Source organism: Actinoplanes sp. NPDC000266, assembly GCF_042899005.1.
GTDB lineage: Bacteria > Actinomycetota > Actinomycetes > Mycobacteriales > Micromonosporaceae > Actinoplanes.
Genome location: NZ_JBIAZI010000004.1, coordinates 77,691 through 94,403, shown reverse-complemented (window position 1 = coordinate 94,403; position 16,713 = coordinate 77,691). Strand labels below are relative to the sequence as shown.

The following is a 16,713-nucleotide window of genomic DNA, read 5'->3' as shown; positions in this document are numbered from 1 at the left end:
GGCGTCCTGCATTTACGGCTGATGGCCCGAACGACACATCGTCCGTGCGATGTGGACGGATGCGAGGGCGACAGTACATCACCGCGACTCCGGCGAAGTGCGCAGCCTCTAGGGAAACGAGTCGCGCCCCGTTACGTCACGAGGCGGCGAGTGCCTCTTCCACCGTTGTCTCGTGGCGGCCCAGGAAGACCGGGTCGCGGTGGGTCACCACGTCGGCCACGGCCTTGACGATGGCGCCCCTCTCGCGGATCACCGAATTGCGCCACGGCTCCTTGTAGATCTTCACGGAGTCGTCGCCCACGCCGTTCGTGGCTATGCCCTGCGTGCGGCACAACGCCACCGCCCGGTCCACGTGGTACGTCTGCGTGACGATCGTGGCCGCCTCCACGCCGAAGATACGCTTGGCCCGCGTGCACGAGTCGTACGTGTCGAAACCCGCGTAATCGATCGCGATCCGTGACGCCGGCACCCCGTGGGCGATCAGGTAGACCTGCATCGAACCCGGCTCGTCGTACTCCCAGCGGCCGTGGTCGCCCGACACCAGGATGGCCTTCACCTTCCCCGTCTCGTAGAGGCGGCGGGCGATGTCCAGCCGGGCGGCCAGGAACGGCGACGGCGAGCCGTCCGCGTAGACCTCCGCGCCGAGCACGATCGCCACCGGGGCCGCCGGGACGTCCGCCTCGCTGAACACGTGGCCGCGCGCCTCACCCCGTACCCACAACTCGCCGCTCAGCAGGACGGCCACGCCCAGCATGACCACGACGAGGCCGGCGAGAATGCCGCGGCGCAGCCAACGGCGAGTGAGGATCCGCACGTGCACGACTTTGTCAGGCCGGGTCAAGGCAGCATGGCGTGGTGCTCACGCTTGACGATCTCGCCGCCGCGACCGGACACGACCCTCTGATGACCTGGGCCGCCGACCGGCCCTCGGCCCGTGTCTTCGCCCGTCCCGGCGCGGTCGCGGTCGCCTGCCCGGATCTCTCCCGGCGTGACCGGTTGGCCGTGCACGGTGGTCCCGATGCCGTGGCCGAGTTGCTGCGTGACGTTCTTCCGCTCGTCGGGCCCACGTTCCGGCCGCTCGGGGACGAGTCGCTGCTGACCGCCGTTTCCGAGCGCCTGCCGTCGGTCGCGGTCGCCGGGCGCTTCGGCTGGATGGACACCGCCGAGCCACCGGCCGCTGACGAAAGTCAACGGCCGCATTGGCTGGGGTCCGGCGAGCTGCCCGAGGTCACGGCGCTGCTTGCTTCCGCTTCCCCCGAGTCGTACGCCCGTCCGGGCGGTTCCGGCGTCGCCAGGTGGGCGGGAGTACGGGCTGAGGACGGCACCCTGCTCGCGGTGGCGGCCGACGCGTGGTCGTCGGGCCGGATCGGCTTCCTGGCCGGGGTGGCCACCGCCGCACACGCCCGGGGTCGCGGGCTGGCGTCGGAACTGTGCGCCTTCGTCACCCGGGAGCTGCTCGCCGGCCGCGACCGGGTGGCGCTGTTCGTCGACCACTCGAACAGCGCCGCCCTGGCGACGTACAAGAGGCTCGGTTTTGTCCTCCGGCCGATCGCGGCTAGCCGATGGTGAAGCCGGCCCGCAGCAGGTCGCGGGTGCGGGAGCTCGGGCCGACCAGCAGCTCGAACTCGCCCGGTTCCACCACACGCCGGCCGTCCGCGGTGACCAGTGAGCAGGCGCTCGCCGGCAGCTCGATCTCCACCGTGCGGCTCTCGCCGGGCGGGACCGAGACCTGGCGGTACGTCTTCAGCTCGCGCCCGGCCCAGGTGACGCTCGTGACGAGGTCGCTGACGTACACCTGAACCGTCTCGACCGCCGGGCGCTCGCCGGTGTTGGTGAGCGTGACCGTCGCCCGCACCACGTCGTCCGCGGCCACCTCCGGCGTGGTCACGGTCAGATCGGCGTACTCGATCGTGGTGTAGCTCAGACCCTCGCCGAAGGCGAACAGCGGATCCTGGGTCAGATCGGCGTAGCGGTCGCCGTGCTGGCCCCGGATGGTGTTGTAGTAGACCGGCTGCTGGCCGACGTGCCGCGCCACCGAGAGCGGAAGCCGGCCGCTCGGCTCGATCAGGCCCAGCACCAGCTCGGCGATGGCCCGGCCGCCCCGCATGCCCGGGTTGAAGGTCTGGATGATCGCGGCCGCGTTCAGGGCCGACTCGGGCAGCACCGACGGCTTCGACTGGACCAGGACGACGATCATCGGGGTCTTGGTGGCCGCGATGGCGTCGAGCAGCGCGATCTGGCCGCCCTGCAGCTCGAGCGTGGCCGTCGACTTGTGCTCGCCGGTCAGGTTGACCGTGTCGCCGACCACCACGACCGCGAAGTCGGCCCGGATCGCCTTGTCGCGGGCCACGTCGATGAGGTGGCGGTCGACCGGCGCCGCCTGCGAGATCGGCGGCCGCGGCTGCCCGTCCGGATAGGTCTCGCCCTCGGGGTCGGGCACGAGCCGCTCGATCTCGGCGCCGCGGGCGTGGTCGATGTCCCAGTTGGCCGGTGCGACCGCGCGGAAGCCGTCGAGCACCGTCTCGATCATCTCGCGGGGCTGGCCGTCGGGCAGCCAGTCGATCTGCCCGGAGTCGCCGGCCCAGTCGCCGAGCTGCGCGGACGGGGAGTCGGCGTTCGGGCCGATCACCGCGACGCGGCGGAACTTGGCCGCCGGGTCGAGTGGCAGCGTGCCGTCGTTGCGCAGCAGGATCAGGGAGCGGCGGGCCACCTCGAGGTTGAGCTCGCCGTGCCCGGCCGAGCCGATCACCAGCTTCTGCCGCTCCGGGTCGGGCGCCCGCGGGTCCTCGAAAAGGCCCAATTCGAACTTCAGGCGCAGGATCCGGCGAACGGCGTCATCGATCTCCGTCTCGGCCAGAAGCCCCCGCTCGACGGCTTCCTGCGCGCCCTCGAAGAAGCCCGGCGTGACCATGACCAGGTCGTTCCCGGCCTTGACGGCGACCGCGGCCGCCTCGGCGTAGTCGGCGCAGACACGCTGCTCCCAGACCATGCGGCCGACGTTGTCCCAGTCGGTGACCAGGGTGCCGGTGAAACCCCATTCCTGCTTGAGTACGTCGTTGAGCAGCCACTTGTTGGCGGTGATGGGCACGCCGTCCATCGACTGGTAGCCCAGCATGAAGACCCGGCAGCCCTCACGGGCGACCCGCTCGAACGGGGGCAGGAACCACGAGCGCAGCTTGCGCGGGCTCAGGTCGGCCTCGCTGGCGTCCCGGCCGCCCTGCGTCTCGGAGTATCCGGCGAAGTGCTTGGCCGTGGCCAGGATCGCGGTCGGGTCGGTCAGGCCACCGCCCTGATATCCGCGGATCATCGCCGAGCCGAGCTCACCGATCAGGAACGGGTCCTCGCCGAAAGTTTCGTCGACCCGGCCCCAGCGGAGATCACGGGTGATGCACAGGACGGGGGAGAAGGTCCAGTGGATGCCGGTGGCCGAGACCTCGACCGCGGTCACCCGCGCCACCCGCTCCAGCAGCTCCGGATCCCAGCTGCCGGCCATCGAGAGCTGGGTCGGGAAGATCGTGGCGCCCGGCCAGAACGAGTGGCCGTGGATGCAGTCCTCGGCCGTGAGCAGCGGGATCTGCAACCGGGTCTTGGCAACCAGGTCGATCGCCTCCAGCATCTTCGCGGGCGACGTGTGCAGGATCGAGCCGGCGAGCTTCTCGCTGACGATCTCCTTCACGTCGCCGCGGGCGTCCAGCTGGAGCATCTGACCGACCTTCTCGGGCAGGGTCATCCGGCTGAGCAGGTCGTCGACCCGCTGGTCGACGGTGAGGGAGGGATCCCTGTACGGGGGGACGTCGGGCACGCGCGCCTCCGGTCGCTGCGACCGCGGTGGCACGGTCAACGAAACATGAACGATCGGAGTCTGACAGCTCGGAACCGGTTCCGGCAGCCCGGAACGGTTCCGAAACTTTTCTGTCAGTGGTCGGGGTCGCTCTCGTCGATGCTCGGAACCTCCAGGCCCGCGGCCTCGATGGCGTCCAGGCGGGCCTCGACGGCCTCCTTCTCGCGCTGCACGAGAACGGCGTACTCGGCCAGGGCGCTCGGGTCCTCGGCGTCCTCGAGCTTGTCGAAGAAGCGCTGGGTGTTGCGGACCGCTTCGGCGTACGCCGAGGCGGTCTCACGGATAGCGATGATCGTCTGGTCAGCCATGGCGCCAGTCTTACCACCGGGCCGGTGGTTTCACTCACTCGCCGGGTAAATGGTGTTGCTCGTCGCTCACGCCCCTTGATACGGTTCTCTGCATATTCATGCGGAGGTTGGTATGGGGATTCGGGTCGCGGTAGCGGGCGCCAGTGGTTATGCCGGGGGTGAGTTGCTGAGGCTTCTCGCCGGGCACCCGGAGTTCGACCTCGTGGCGGCCACCGCTCACACCCAGGCGGGCACTCATGTCACCGCCGTGCACCCGCAGCTGGCCGGGCTCGACCTGACCCTCGGCGCCACCGACGCCGACGGCTTGAGCGGCGCCGACCTGGTCTTTCTGGCCTTGCCGCACGGGCAGTCGGCGGCGCTGGCGGCGCAGCTGCCCGAGACGGTCAAGATCGTGGACCTCGGCGCCGACTTCCGGCTCCGAGACGCCGCGCCGTGGGAGCAATACTACGGCGGCACCCACGCCGGCACGTGGACTTACGGGCTGCCCGAGTTGCCGGGTCATCGCGAGCTGATCGCCTCGTCGGCCCGGGTGGCCAACACCGGATGTTATGCGGCCACCATCACCCTGGCCCTGGCCCCGCTGATCGCCGCGGGCGTGGCGGACCCGGCCGACGTGGTTGTGGTGGCCAGCTCCGGCACGTCGGGCGCCGGGCGCTCGGCCAAGGTCAACCTGCTGGCCAGCGAGATCATGGGCGACCTCTCGCCGTACAAGGTCGGCGCCCATCAGCACGTGCCCGAGATCAAGCAGGCCTCCGGGGCCACGTCGCTCTCGATGACGCCGGTGCTGGCGCCGATGCCGCGCGGCATCCTGGCCACGGTCACCGCGCGCCCGCTGACCGGCGCCGACCCCCGCGAGGTGCTCCGGGCGGCGTACGCCGACGAGCCTTTCGTGCACGTCCTGCCCGAGGGCCAGTGGCCGCGCACGGCCGCCACCTCCGGTTCCAACTCGTGCCACCTCCAGGCCACCGTCGATGTCGACTCGGGCCGGATCGTGGTCGTCAGCGCCCTGGACAACCTCGGCAAGGGCGCGGCTGGACAGGCCGTCCAGTGCGCCAACCTCATGTTCGGCCTGCCCGAGACCTCGGGCCTGTCCGTGTTCGGAGTGGCACCGTGACTGTGACCCATCCTCGCGGTTTTCGGGCCAGCGGCGTTGCCGCCGGTCTGAAGGCCAACGGCAACCCCGACGTGGCCCTGGTCGTCAACGACGGCCCCGACTTCACCGCCGCCGGCGTCTTCACCGGCAACCGGGTCAAGGCGGCGCCCGTGCTCTGGAGCCAGCAGGTACTCAAGGGCGGCATCGTGCGCGCCGTCGTGCTCAACTCGGGCGGGGCCAACGCCTGCACCGGGCCGCAGGGCTTCCAGGACACCCACGCCACCGCCGAGCACACCGCGACAGTGCTCCGCGGCGGCCCGAAACCGCAGCTGATCGGCGCCGGCGACGTGGCGGTCTGCTCGACCGGCCTGATCGGCGAGCTCCTGCCCATGGACAAGCTGCTGCCCGGCGTGAACGCGGCGGCCCGGGCGCTGAAGGCCGACGGCGGACCGGCCGCGGCCGAGGCGATCATGACCACCGACACGGTCGCCAAGAACTCCGTGGTCGAGCGCGACGGCTGGTCGGTCGGCGGCATCGCCAAGGGCGCCGGCATGCTGGCCCCGGCCCTGGCCACGATGCTCGTGGTGATCACCACCGACGCCTCGGCCAACAACGAGGTGCTCGACGCCGCGCTGCGCGAGGCGACCCGGGTGACGTTCGACCGGATCGACGCCGACGGCTGCATGTCGACGAACGACACCGTGCTGCTGCTGGCCAGCGGCGCCTCCGACCGGCAGCCGTCCCAGGAGGAGCTGACGGCGGCGGTCACCGAGGTCTGCCACGACCTGGCCCAGCAGCTCATCGCCGACGCCGAGGGCGCCACCAAGCACATCGCCATCGAGGTCAAGGGCGCGGCCACCGAGGCCGACGCGGTCGAGGTGGGCCGTACGGTCTGCCGCAACAACCTGGTCAAGACGGCGCTGTTCGGCAACGACCCCAACTGGGGGCGCATCCTGGCCGCGGTCGGCACGACGCAAGCGCGCTTCGAGCCCGACCGGGTCGACGTCGCGATCAACGACGTGTGGATCTGCAAGGGCGGCGCGGCCGCCGAGGACCGCTCCAAGGTCGACCTGAGCGGCCGGGACGTCAAGATCACGGTCAACCTGCGCGAGGGCGAGATGGAAGCGACGATCTGGACCACCGATCTCTCGCACGCGTACGTGCACGAGAACTCGGCGTACTCCTCATGACCACGCCGATCGAGAAGGCCGGCGTGCTGATCGAGGCGCTGCCCTGGCTGGAGCGTTTCCACGGCGCGACCGTCGTCATCAAGTACGGCGGCAACGCGATGATCAACCCGCAGCTCCAGGCGGCCTTCGCCGCTGACATGGTGTTCCTGCGCTATGCCGGGATCAAGCCGGTGGTGGTGCACGGCGGCGGGCCGCAGATCAGCCGCATGCTCGACAAGATGGACATCCGGAGCGAGTTCCGGGGTGGCCTGCGGGTGACCACACCCGAGGCCATGGACGTCGTCCGGATGGTTCTCGTCGGGCAGGTCGGGCGCGAGCTGGTCGGGCTGATCAACCAGCACGGGCCCTTCGCCATCGGCCTCTCCGGTGAGGACGCCCGCCTGTTCACGGCCGTGCGGCGGGGCACGCTGGTCGACGGCGAGGAAGTGGACCTCGGCCAGGTCGGCGACGTGGCGAAGGTGGACACCTCGGCGGTGGACGACCTGATCGCGGCCGGCCGGATCCCGGTCATCGCGTCGGTCGCGCCCGACGCCGACGGCGTGGTGCACAACGTCAACGCCGACACCGCGGCGGCCGCGCTGGCCGAGGCGCTCGGCGCCCGCAAGCTGGTCGTGCTCACCGACGTGCCGGGGCTCTACACCAACTGGCCCGACACCTCGTCGCTCACCTCGCGCATCGACGCCGACGCCCTCGAAAAGCTGCTGCCCACCCTGGAGGCCGGCATGGTCCCCAAGATGGAGGCCTGCCTGCGGGCGGTGCGCGGCGGCGTTCCCGCCGCCCACGTCGTCGACGGCCGGGTCGAGCATTCGACCTTGCTGGAAGTCTTCACATCGGAAGGAATCGGAACGATGGTGGTCCCCTCGTGACCCTTCCAACCACCCCGCCACCACCCTTAGAAGGACTGAAGGCATGAGTTCCCTGATCGACCGGTGGTCGCAGGCCGGCATGAACAACTACGGAGCTCCGCAGGCGGCCCTGGTCCGAGGTGAGGGCGCGGTCCTCACCGACGAGAACGGCAAGCAGTACGTCGACTTCCTGGGCGGCATCGCGGTCAACGCGCTCGGGCACGCTCACCCGGCCGTGGTCGAGGCCGTCACCCAGCAGGTGCAGCAGCTCGGTCATGTCTCGAACTTCTACGTCGCCGAGCCGCCGGTCGCCCTGGCCGAGTTGCTGCTCGCCCTGGCCGGGCGCTCCGGGCGGGTGCTCTTCACCAACTCGGGGGCCGAGGCCAACGAGGCCGCCTTCAAGCTGTCCCGCTTGACCGGCCGCACTCATGTGGTCGCGACAAATGGGGCGTTCCACGGCCGGACGATGGGGGCGCTGGCGTTGACGGGTCAGCCCTCCAAGGCGGACCCCTTCCGGCCGCTGCCCGGCGACGTGACGCACGTGCCCTTCGGGGATCTCGCCGAAATGGGCAAATCCGTAACGTCGGAAACGGCCATGGTCATTCTAGAGCCGATCCAGGGTGAGAACGGTGTGGTGGTTCCGCCGGCCGGCTATCTCGCCGGCGTGCGGGAGATCTGCGACAAAACGGGCGCGTTGCTCGTCCTCGACGAGGTGCAGACCGGCATCGGCCGCACCGGGCACTGGTTCCATCACCAGAGCGAGGGCATCGAGCCCGACATCATCACCCTGGCCAAAGGCCTCGGCGGCGGCCTGCCGCTGGGCGCCTGTGTCGCCTTCGGACGGGCCGCCGACCTGTTCACCCCCGGGTCGCACGGCACCACGTTCGGCGGCAACCCGATCTCGTGTGCCGCGGGGCTGGCCGTCATCCGCACGATCGCCGGCGAGGGCCTCCTCGACCACGTGAAACGGGTCGGCGAACAGCTGCGGCGCGGCATCGAAGGCCACCCCGCCGTCAACCATGTCCGTGGCGCCGGCCTGCTGCTCGGCGTCGTCCTGAACGAGCCGATCGCGGCCAAGCTCGCCGCCGACCTCAAGGAAGCTGGTTTCCTGGTGAACGCCCCCGCGCCGGACGTCATCCGGCTCGCCCCTCCGCTGATCATCAGCGTCGAGCAGGCCGACGCCCTCATCGCCGCCCTGGACGGTCTCCGGTGACCCGCCACTTCCTCCGCGACGACGATCTCACGCCCGAGGAGCAGGGCGACGTCCTCAACCTCGCGGCCCAGATGAAGGCCGACCGCTTCGCCTACCGGCCGCTGGCCGGGCCGCGCTCGGTCGCCGTCTTCTTCGACAAGGTCAGCCTGCGCACCCGGCTGTCGTTCGAGGCCGGCATCGCCGAGCTCGGCGGCCAGCCGATCATCGTGGACACCCAGGCCACCCACTTCGGCCGCGGCGAGTCGCTGGCCGACGCCGGCCGGGTGGTCGAGCGCTACGTGGCGGCCATGGTCTTCCGCACCACCGGCGACGAACGGCTCACCGATCTGGCCTCCGGGGTCAACGTGCCGGTGATCAACGCGCTGACCGACGGGTTCCACCCGTGCCAGCTGCTGGCCGACCTGCTCACGATCCGCGAGAGGCTGGGCACGACCGAGGGCAAGAAGCTGGCGTACGTGGGTGACGCCTTCAACAACATGGCCCACTCCTACCTTCTCGCCGGTGCGACCGCCGGCATGCACGTGCGGGTGGCCGGGCCGTCCGGCTTCGACCCGTCGCCGGCCGTGGTCGCGCGCGCGGCCGAGATCGCGGCCTGGACCGGCGGCTCCGTCGAGGTGCTCCGCGACCCGTTCGAGGCGGCCGACGGCGTGGACGTGATCGCCACCGACACGTGGACGTCGATGGGCCAGGAGAACGACGGGCGCGACCGGCTCACCCCGTTCCGGCCCTACCAGGTCAACAAAGACCTGCTCGCGGCCGCGGCCGGCGGCGCCATCGTGCTGCACTGCCTGCCCGCGCACCGCGGCGAGGAGATCACCGACGACGTCATGGACGGCGCGCAGAGCGCCGTCTTCGACCAGGCCGAGAACCGCCTGCACGCCCAGAAGGCGTTGCTGGCCTGGCTGCTGGCGGTGAACGAGCAGTGACCGGGCCGGTGACCAGGGCCGGTCGGCACGCCCGGATCGTCGAGCTGATCAGGGACAAGGCCATCCGCTCGCAGACCGAGCTCGCCGAGCTGCTGGCCGGCGAGGGCGTCCAGGTCACCCAGGCCACCCTCTCGCGCGATCTGGAGGAGCTGGGCGCCGTGAAGGTCAGCGGCGCCTACCTCATCCCCGAGGACGGCAAGCGGCCGCTGCGCGAGACCACCGAACAGGGGCCGGCCCGCCTGTTGCGGCTGCTGAAAGAGCTGCTCACCAGCGTCGACTACAGCGGCAACATCGCCGTGCTGCGCACGCCGCCGGGCGCGGCGCAGTTCCTGGCGAGCGCGCTCGACCGGTCGGGGCTCACCGACGTCGTCGGCACCATCGCCGGCGACGACACGATCTTCGTCGTGGCCCGTGCCGCCGATGGCGGCGAGGCGCTGGCCGAGAAGCTGGCCGTGTGGGCGGGCCACGCCACCGACACCCTTGAAAGGAGCACCCCGTGAGCGAACGGGTCGTTCTTGCCTACTCCGGGGGGCTCGACACCTCCGTGGCCATTCCCTATCTGGCCGACCAGGTCGGCGGTGAGGTCATCGCGGTGGCCCTCGACGTCGGCCAGGGCGGCGAGGACATGGAGGTCATCCGGCAGCGCGCCCTCGACTGCGGCGCCGCCGAGAGCGTCGTGGTCGACGCCCGCGAGGAGTTCGCGGCCGACTTCTGCCTGCCCGCGCTGCGCGCCAACGCCCTCTACATGGACCGCTATCCGCTGGTCTCGGCGCTGAGCCGCCCGCTGATCGTGCGTCACCTGGTCGAGGCGGCCCGGCAGCACGGCGGCACCGTCGTGTCGCACGGCTGCACCGGCAAGGGCAACGACCAGGTCCGCTTCGAGGTCGGCATCGGCGCGCTCGCCCCCGACCTCAAGGTGATCGCGCCCGCCCGCGACTTCGCGTGGACGCGGGACAAGGCGATCGCGCTGGCCGAGGAGAAGGGCCTGCCGATCGACGTGTCGCACAAGTCGCCGTACTCGATCGACCAGAACCTGTGGGGCCGCGCGGTCGAGACCGGCTTCCTCGAGGACATCTGGAACGCCCCGATCGAGGACATCTACTCCTACACCCAGGACCCGTCGGCCGTCCGCGACCCCGACGAGGTCGTCATCACGTTCGACCAGGGCAACCCGGTCGCCATCGACGGCGAGACCGTCACCCCGCTCCAGGCCGTCACCGAGCTGAACCGCCGCGCCGGCGACCAGGGCGTCGGGCGCCTCGACATGGTCGAGGACCGCCTGGTCGGCATCAAGAGCCGCGAGGTGTACGAGGCGCCGGGCGCCATCGCGCTGATCGCCGCCCACCAGGAGCTCGAGAACGTGACCGTCGAGCGTGACCTGGCCCGCTTCAAGCGCCAGGTCGACCAGCGCTGGGGCGAGCTCGTCTACGACGGCCTCTGGTTCTCGCCGCTGAAGAAGGCCCTCGACGCCTTCATCGACGACAGCCAGAAGCACGTCACCGGCGAGGTGCGGCTCGTGCTGCACGGCGGCCGGGCCACCGTCACCGGCCGTCGTTCCGAGGCCAGCCTGTACGACTTCGGCCTGGCCACCTACGACACGGGCGACACGTTCGACCAGTCCCTGGCCAAGGGTTTCGTGCAGCTCTGGGGCCTGCCGTCACGCATGGCGTCGGCCCGCGACCAGCGTCTGGGAGACTGACACACCGTGACGACCGAGAAGACATCCTTGTGGGGTGGCCGGTTCGCCGGCGGCCCCGCCGACGCCCTGGCCCGTCTGTCGGTGAGCGTCCAGTTCGACTGGCGCCTCGCCCCGTACGACATCGCCGGCTCCCGGGCCCACGCCCGGGTCCTGGCCGCGGCCGGGCTGCTCGACCCCGACGAGCTGGGCCAGATGCTGGCCGCCCTCGACGACCTCGAGGCGGCCTGCGCGTCCGGCGAGTTCCGCCCGACCATCGACGACGAGGACGTGCACACCGCGCTCGAGCGCGGCCTGCTCGAACGGCTCGGCGCCCTCGGCGGCAAGCTGCGCGCCGGCCGCTCCCGCAACGACCAGGTCGCCACCGACCTGCGCCTCTACATGCGTGACCACGCCCGCGGGGTCGCGCAGGCCCTGGTCGAGCTGGCCGACGCGCTGACGTCACAGGCCGCCCTGAACGTCTCGACGGCCGCACCCGGCATGACCCACGTGCAGCACGCGCAGCCGGTCACCTTCGGCCACTGGCTGCTGGCCCACGTGCAGCCGCTGCTGCGTGACCTCGACCGGATGCGCGACTGGGACGCCCGTACGGCCATCTCGCCCCTGGGCAGTGGCGCGCTGGCCGGCTCGTCGCTGCCGCTCAACCCGGCCGCGGTGGCCAAGGAGCTGGGCTTCACCGCCCCGGCGCCGAACTCGATGGACGCGGTGGCCGACCGCGACTTCGTCGCCGAGTTCCTGTTCATCACGTCGCTGATCGGCGTGCACCTCTCCCGCCTGGGCGAGGAGGTGGTGCTCTGGACGTCGACCGAGTTCGGCTGGGTGGAGCTGGACGACGCCTTCGCCACCGGCTCGTCGATCATGCCGCAGAAGAAGAACGCGGACATCGCCGAACTGGCCCGGGGCAAGAGCGGCCGCCTCATCGGCGGCCTGGTCACGGTGCTGACCATGCTCAAGGGCCTGCCGCTGACGTACGACCGCGACATGCAGGAGGACAAGGAGCCGGTCTTCGACGCCATCGAGACCCTCGAACTCCTGCTCCCGGCCCTGGCCGGCATGATCTCGACGATGACGGTACGGGTGGACCGTCTGGCCGCGGCCGCCCCCGTCGGCTTCTCGCTGGCCACCGAGGTGGCCGACTGGCTGGTCCGCAAGGGCGTCCCGTTCCGCGACGCCCACGAGATCACCGGCAAGCTGGTCGCCCTCTGCTCGGTCCGCGAGTGCGAGCTGGGCGACCTGACCGACGACGACCTGAAAACGGTCAGCGAACACCTGGACCCGTCCGTCCGCCAGGTCCTCACGGTCGAGTCGGCCCTGGCTTCCCGCACCACCCCCGGCTCCACCGGCCCGGGCCCGGTCGCCGAGCAGCTGGCCCAGGTCCAGCACCACTTGGACACGTGGCGCTCATGGGCCGTGGAAAAGGTCGTACCCCGCTAGGCCCGAGGGCCGGTCATGCCTGCGCATGGCCGGCCCCTCAACGCGACCCGAACCGGATTTCCCGCCGGCGGCCGGGGGCCAGGAAGTCGAGGAGGGCGGCGCCCTCGTTCTCGATCTCCGAGCGCTCGGCGGAGGACAGCACGCGGAACGGGCGGATCGTGAGCACCGCCCGCTCCTTGCCGATCTCCGGGCGCCAGGTGGCCGCGACGAAGCCGTCGACCAGCAGGGAGCGGGGCTGCTCGGGGACGTCGTAGCCGAAGCCCTGAGCGGTGTAGTCGACATCGACGACGCGGGAGCGGTCGGCGTGGGACAGGAGCAGGTTGTCGAAGTCGTACAGGAAACGGGGCGGGGCCGGCGTCTCCGGATCGGGGCGTGGCGCGCCGGGCAGGTCGAAGAGCTCGCGGCCCTCCGCGTCCTCAAAGGTGACCAGCTGGGGGCGGAGGCGGTCGGCCACCTCGCCCAGGTGGGTCAGCCCGGACCACTGGCGGCAGTCGGCGGTCGTGGCGGGGCCGAACGCCGCGAGATAACGCAGGAACAGCTGCTCCGGCGTACCGGAAACGGCTGTTCTCGCTCCTAGCCAGACGTCAAGGGGCAGATGCAGGGCCCGGCCGCTCCGGCCCCACAGGCCGCGCGGCGGGATCTGGGCCATGGGCAGCCAGGCCCGCGCCACGTAGCCGAGTGCGGTGACGTCCCGGCCGGGGAAACGGCTCTCCAGGGCGCGGCCGAGCTCACGGAACATCATCGGCTTCACGGCCAGAGCCTCCCGGGCGGCGGCGACCAGCTCGTCCCGGTCGACGCCGCGGACGTGACGGCCGAAGGCGCCCATCGTGCTGCGCTCGATGACCGGGTCGATCACGGGCCGCCACGCCAGCGCGTCGGCCGCGGTCACCAAGTGGATGGTGCTGCGCATCAGGGCCAGCCGGACGATGTCGCCGCCCTGGAGAAGCGAGACGGTCTCCTGCGGGTGGTACGCGGCGAGGCGGCTCCACAAACCCACGTACCAGCTCTGCGCCTCCTGGGCCTGGAGGCCGCCCACCTGTTCGAGGGCGGCCCGCAGGCCCAGGCCGGAACGGGACAGAAGGAGCTGCCTGTCCAGTGTGGCCCGGTTGAGGGCCCGTCGTCCCAGCCTCATGGCGTCGAGGCTATTCGACGATTCTTGTCTTCAGGTTGTCGCCGGGGAGGCCTCCACTGTCGGTTTCGAACGGGGTGACGGGGGTCGAGCCGATGACCGAGCCGTCCGCCGCGTACGCCGTCACGGTCGCGGGGCCCGAAGCCGGCAGCGTGGTGAAGGCCGCGCCCGAGGCGTCCGGCACGCCGCCGGGTGACAGCCGGGCGGTGCCGGGCGGGCCGACGATCACGACCTGGTCCGTACGGTCGTCCCTGCCCTCGGCCCGCATCCGCCACGCGATCGGGCGCTCGGCGGCGCCGGCCGCCGGCAGCAGCAGGCGCAGGTCCTGACGGAAGGTGTTGGCGGCGCCGTGGAACGCGTACGCCAGCACGCCGCCACCGCGCGGTTGCAGAGTGAGCAGGGCCGCCGGCTGGCCGTTGACCGTGCCCGTCCAACGGATCTTCACCGTGGTGCCGGTCGCGGGCAGGCGGGCGTCGCCGAGCGCGCTTTCGATCCAGCGGCGCATCGTGAGCCGGTCGAAGCCGCGCCCGCCGAGCGCGCCGGTCAGCGCCTGCTCGCTGATCTCCTGGACGTTCTGGCCCGCGCGGCCGCTCCATCCGCCGTACGCCGGGCCGTTGTAGATCTTCTCGCCGTGCGAGTCCGTCACGGTGACCGTCGTGCCGGGGTCGAACGGCGCGGCCGGCAGGGTCAGCTCGGCCAGCCCGCTGCCGGGCGTGGCGGTCCGCGGCGCGGCGTGCTCGACCCGGCCGGCCGCGCTGTACGTGAACCCGTTGCTGACCGCGACCGTCGAGCCGGACGGCGCGACCACCACCAGCGCGCCGGCCGCGTCGGTGCGGCCCTGCTTGAAGATGGCCACCTGGTCGCCGCCGTCGGTGCGGGCGCCCTCCCGCATCTCGGACGGCGCCGCGCCCGGCTCACCGCTGAACCACATGAGCGTTTCGTCGGTCAGGAACCCGAACCGCAGCGGCACCAGCGCCAGCGCCAGCCGATGGCCGGGCACGTCACCGGCGTACAGGAAACGAATCTGGCTCCTGTCTTTGATCTTCCACAGTTCGCCCGGGTCCTCGACGTCCTTGATCGCGCCGCGCAGGCCGTCGAGCCAGGCCCTGTCGTTCGCGAGCGACCCGCGCACAGCGCTTTTGGCCAGCGCGGTCTCGTGGCCGGCGATCGCGATGCCCGGCGCCCATCCCGGCAGCGGCACCACGCCGGTCTGCACGCCCATCGCGGCCACGACGGCCGCCGCGACCACACCGATCCGGATCCTTCGGTGGCGCTTGTGGGTTTTCTCGCGCTTGGTGAAACCGGACCAAGGATCTTGCGGTACGCCCAGAGCACCGGCCTCGGCCGCAAGCGCGTCGCGCAGAGCCGCCTCCGTGGTCATGCGCTCCTCCCTTCGAGAGTGGTGGCCGGCCGGAACTCGGCCCGCAGCCGTTCGAGGCCACGCGACGCCTGGCTCTTCACACTGCCGACCGAACAGCCGAGCGTCGCCGCGGTCTCGGCCTCACTGAGATCGGCGAAATACCGCAGCACCAGCACCGCCCGCATCCGGGGCGGCAGCCCCCGCAGCGCGGTGATCACCTCATGGCGCTGATCGAGCGGCCCGTACGGATCCCTGGCCGGCGCGTCGCTGAGCAGCAGCGGCACTTCACTGACCCGCCGGCGCCGCCGCCACGACACAGCGGTGTTGACCATGGCCTTGCGGACGTACGCGAGGGGCGCCTCCATCCGCGACACCCGCCCCCAGCGCCGATGGGTCTTCTCGAGAGCGGACTGCACCAGATCCTCGGCGTGGCCGCGATCCCCGGTCAGCAGGTACGCCGTCCGCAGAAGCGGCCCCCACTCCCGTTCGACGAACGCCCGGAACTCCTCAGCCACGGCATCTCCTGCGATGTGAAGGCATGCGAGGTCAACGCCATCACACCGGCAAAAGGTTGAGTACCCGATCGTGGTAATCCGGCGGGTTGTGCGACGGCTGTCCTTTCCCAGACTGGCCCTGCCGAACGGTGACCACTCAGGACGACATGTGGGATCCGCGGGCGCCACCGCGAGGTGGACCGTACAGGCAACGAGTCAGTCGGGAATGGAGGACGAAGGTGGCACTGGAGCTGGCGACGACCACCACGGGCGTGGTGCTCGGGTTCTTCCGGCGGATGCTGATGGGCACGCCGGATCCGGTGGCCGACGAGGCGGCGCGGCGGGTCATGGGGGTGCTCGACAACCTGGGGCGGGGCGATCCGGCCACGCGGTCGGCCCTGGACACCCTGCGTGCCCGGCCCGACGATCCGGCGGCCCGGGCGATGCTGGAGCAGCGGATCGAGACGTACGCCCGCCACAACGCGCACTTCCAGCGCGACCTCAGCTCCAGCGCCGGATTCAGCCGCCCCGGCCCACAGATCCACGCGGTCGCCGGCCGATGGCGGAACCCCGGCTCCCGGCGGCTGCTGGTGGGTGCGGGCGCTCTGTTGCTGGTCATCCTGCTCGGCTGCGGCGGTGTCGGCTTCGCCTATCTGAGCGGCAACACGACCATGCTCGACACGCGGACCGACCTGTCGGCGCCGGGCGGCTGGTCGTACCGGGTCACCGAGGCCCACCTGAAGACGTCGGCGCAGTTGGAGGACCGGAGCCCGGCCAAGCCGGGCTTCCGCTACCTCTACTTCGACATCACCGTCGAGAACAAGCTCTCCGACCGGGAGGCGCCCGGCATCCAGTTCAACTTCGCCCGCGCCGAGAACACCATGTCGGCCGGCTGCGGCGCCCAGCAGACCGGCTTCTTCGGCCCCGTCTCCAGTTACGCGGCGGGCGTCGTCCCGGGCTGGTGCGTCAGCAAGAACAACAGTTTTCTGGCCTCGGGCGCGTCCTGCTTCGAGACGAACGACGACTTCTTCCGCTCCGTCGACCGCATTCCGCCCGGCGGGAAGAACCACGTGCGCTGCGTCGACAGCTACTTCGTCGAGGACGGCTTCGACCTGGGTTCGCTGCGTGTCTACTATCTGGGTGACAGCTACACGCAGATCCCCACGTCGACCTGAGTGAGCCGC

At 71.1% G+C, this 16,713-nt stretch carries 16 protein-coding genes; 10 read left to right on the top strand and 6 right to left on the bottom strand.

The features are described from left to right. Nucleotides 1–136: 136 nt before the first annotated feature. Entirely contained in the window at nucleotides 137–814 is a 678-nt protein-coding gene (locus ACFY36_RS16875; RefSeq protein WP_499746896.1) for a SanA/YdcF family protein, read from the bottom strand. Between the two features lie 38 nt (nucleotides 815–852). Between ACFY36_RS16875 and ACFY36_RS16870 the strand changes: the two genes are divergently transcribed. Beyond that, on the top strand, nucleotides 853–1,569 hold the full coding sequence (locus tag ACFY36_RS16870; RefSeq protein WP_499746895.1) for a GNAT family N-acetyltransferase: 717 nt from the start codon (nucleotides 853–855) through the stop codon (nucleotides 1,567–1,569). Here the strand turns inward: ACFY36_RS16870 and ACFY36_RS16865 are convergent. Then, nucleotides 1,556–3,802: an exo-beta-d-1,3/1,6-glucosidase gene (locus ACFY36_RS16865; protein ID WP_499746894.1), complete on the bottom strand. Its 2,247-nt coding sequence runs from the start codon at nucleotides 3,800–3,802 to the stop codon at nucleotides 1,556–1,558. The genes ACFY36_RS16870 and ACFY36_RS16865 overlap by 14 nt on opposite strands. A gap of 113 nt (nucleotides 3,803–3,915) precedes the next feature. Then, on the bottom strand, nucleotides 3,916–4,149 hold the full coding sequence (locus ACFY36_RS16860) for a hypothetical protein (RefSeq protein WP_499746893.1): 234 nt from the start codon (nucleotides 4,147–4,149) through the stop codon (nucleotides 3,916–3,918). A 112-nt stretch (nucleotides 4,150–4,261) separates the two neighbouring features. Between ACFY36_RS16860 and argC the strand changes: the two genes are divergently transcribed. From argC to argH, 8 genes are read left to right on the top strand one after another with little or no spacing between them, the layout of a single operon-like run. Beyond that, nucleotides 4,262–5,263, top strand: a complete 1,002-nt coding sequence (gene argC, locus ACFY36_RS16855) for an N-acetyl-gamma-glutamyl-phosphate reductase (protein ID WP_499746892.1) — start codon at nucleotides 4,262–4,264, stop codon at nucleotides 5,261–5,263. Continuing rightward, the gene (gene argJ / locus ACFY36_RS16850; RefSeq protein ID WP_499746891.1) at nucleotides 5,260–6,432 is read left to right on the top strand and encodes a bifunctional glutamate N-acetyltransferase/amino-acid acetyltransferase ArgJ; all 1,173 of its coding nucleotides are present in this window, start codon (nucleotides 5,260–5,262) and stop codon (nucleotides 6,430–6,432) included. The genes argC and argJ overlap by 4 nt, the downstream gene beginning before the upstream one ends. Then, entirely contained in the window at nucleotides 6,429–7,298 is an 870-nt protein-coding gene (gene argB / locus ACFY36_RS16845; RefSeq protein WP_499746890.1) for an acetylglutamate kinase, read from the top strand. Before argJ ends, argB begins: the two co-directional genes overlap by 4 nt. Nucleotides 7,299–7,341: 43 nt before the next feature. Further along, nucleotides 7,342–8,490: an acetylornithine transaminase gene (locus tag ACFY36_RS16840; RefSeq protein WP_499746889.1), complete on the top strand. Its 1,149-nt coding sequence runs from the start codon at nucleotides 7,342–7,344 to the stop codon at nucleotides 8,488–8,490. Beyond that, on the top strand, nucleotides 8,487–9,416 hold the full coding sequence (argF, locus tag ACFY36_RS16835; RefSeq protein WP_499746888.1) for an ornithine carbamoyltransferase: 930 nt from the start codon (nucleotides 8,487–8,489) through the stop codon (nucleotides 9,414–9,416). The genes ACFY36_RS16840 and argF overlap by 4 nt, the downstream gene beginning before the upstream one ends. Continuing rightward, nucleotides 9,413–9,916, top strand: coding sequence for an arginine repressor (locus ACFY36_RS16830; protein ID WP_499746887.1), 504 nt, complete (start codon nucleotides 9,413–9,415; stop codon nucleotides 9,914–9,916). The genes argF and ACFY36_RS16830 overlap by 4 nt, the downstream gene beginning before the upstream one ends. Continuing rightward, nucleotides 9,913–11,115, top strand: coding sequence for an argininosuccinate synthase (locus tag ACFY36_RS16825; protein WP_499746886.1), 1,203 nt, complete (start codon nucleotides 9,913–9,915; stop codon nucleotides 11,113–11,115). The genes ACFY36_RS16830 and ACFY36_RS16825 overlap by 4 nt, the downstream gene beginning before the upstream one ends. Before the next feature lie 6 nt (nucleotides 11,116–11,121). Beyond that, nucleotides 11,122–12,546: an argininosuccinate lyase gene (gene argH / locus ACFY36_RS16820; RefSeq protein ID WP_499746885.1), complete on the top strand. Its 1,425-nt coding sequence runs from the start codon at nucleotides 11,122–11,124 to the stop codon at nucleotides 12,544–12,546. A gap of 37 nt (nucleotides 12,547–12,583) precedes the next feature. Here the strand turns inward: argH and ACFY36_RS16815 are convergent, their stop codons facing one another. From ACFY36_RS16815 to ACFY36_RS16805, 3 genes are read right to left on the bottom strand one after another with little or no spacing between them, the layout of a single operon-like run. Further along, on the bottom strand, nucleotides 12,584–13,678 hold the full coding sequence (locus ACFY36_RS16815; protein WP_499746884.1) for a winged helix DNA-binding domain-containing protein: 1,095 nt from the start codon (nucleotides 13,676–13,678) through the stop codon (nucleotides 12,584–12,586). A gap of 10 nt (nucleotides 13,679–13,688) precedes the next feature. Beyond that, a complete protein-coding gene (locus ACFY36_RS16810; RefSeq protein ID WP_499746883.1) occupies nucleotides 13,689–15,056 on the bottom strand; it encodes a hypothetical protein in 1,368 nt (455 codons plus the stop codon). After that, a complete protein-coding gene (locus ACFY36_RS16805; RefSeq protein WP_499746882.1) occupies nucleotides 15,053–15,550 on the bottom strand; it encodes a SigE family RNA polymerase sigma factor in 498 nt (165 codons plus the stop codon). The genes ACFY36_RS16810 and ACFY36_RS16805 overlap by 4 nt, the downstream gene beginning before the upstream one ends. A 218-nt stretch (nucleotides 15,551–15,768) precedes the next feature. On the opposite strand from ACFY36_RS16805, the gene ACFY36_RS16800 reads away from it, so the two are divergent. Then, nucleotides 15,769–16,704 carry a hypothetical protein gene (locus ACFY36_RS16800; protein ID WP_499746881.1) on the top strand — a complete coding sequence of 312 codons (936 nt, stop codon included), beginning with the start codon at nucleotides 15,769–15,771 and terminating at the stop codon, nucleotides 16,702–16,704. Nucleotides 16,705–16,713 lie beyond the last annotated feature (9 nt).

What these genes read in the sequence shown, in the direction of transcription:
- ACFY36_RS16860 (WP_499746893.1), bottom strand. Translation starts at nt 4,149, where the DNA reads ATGGCTGACCAGACGATCATCGCTATCCGTGAGACCGCCTCGGCGTAC.
- argC (WP_499746892.1), top strand. Translation starts at nt 4,262, where the DNA reads ATGGGGATTCGGGTCGCGGTAGCGGGCGCCAGTGGTTATGCCGGGGGT.
- argB (WP_499746890.1), top strand. Translation starts at nt 6,429, where the DNA reads ATGACCACGCCGATCGAGAAGGCCGGCGTGCTGATCGAGGCGCTGCCC.
- ACFY36_RS16840 (WP_499746889.1), top strand. Translation starts at nt 7,342, where the DNA reads ATGAGTTCCCTGATCGACCGGTGGTCGCAGGCCGGCATGAACAACTAC.
- ACFY36_RS16815 (WP_499746884.1), bottom strand. Translation starts at nt 13,678, where the DNA reads ATGAGGCTGGGACGACGGGCCCTCAACCGGGCCACACTGGACAGGCAG.
- ACFY36_RS16810 (WP_499746883.1), bottom strand. Translation starts at nt 15,056, where the DNA reads ATGACCACGGAGGCGGCTCTGCGCGACGCGCTTGCGGCCGAGGCCGGT.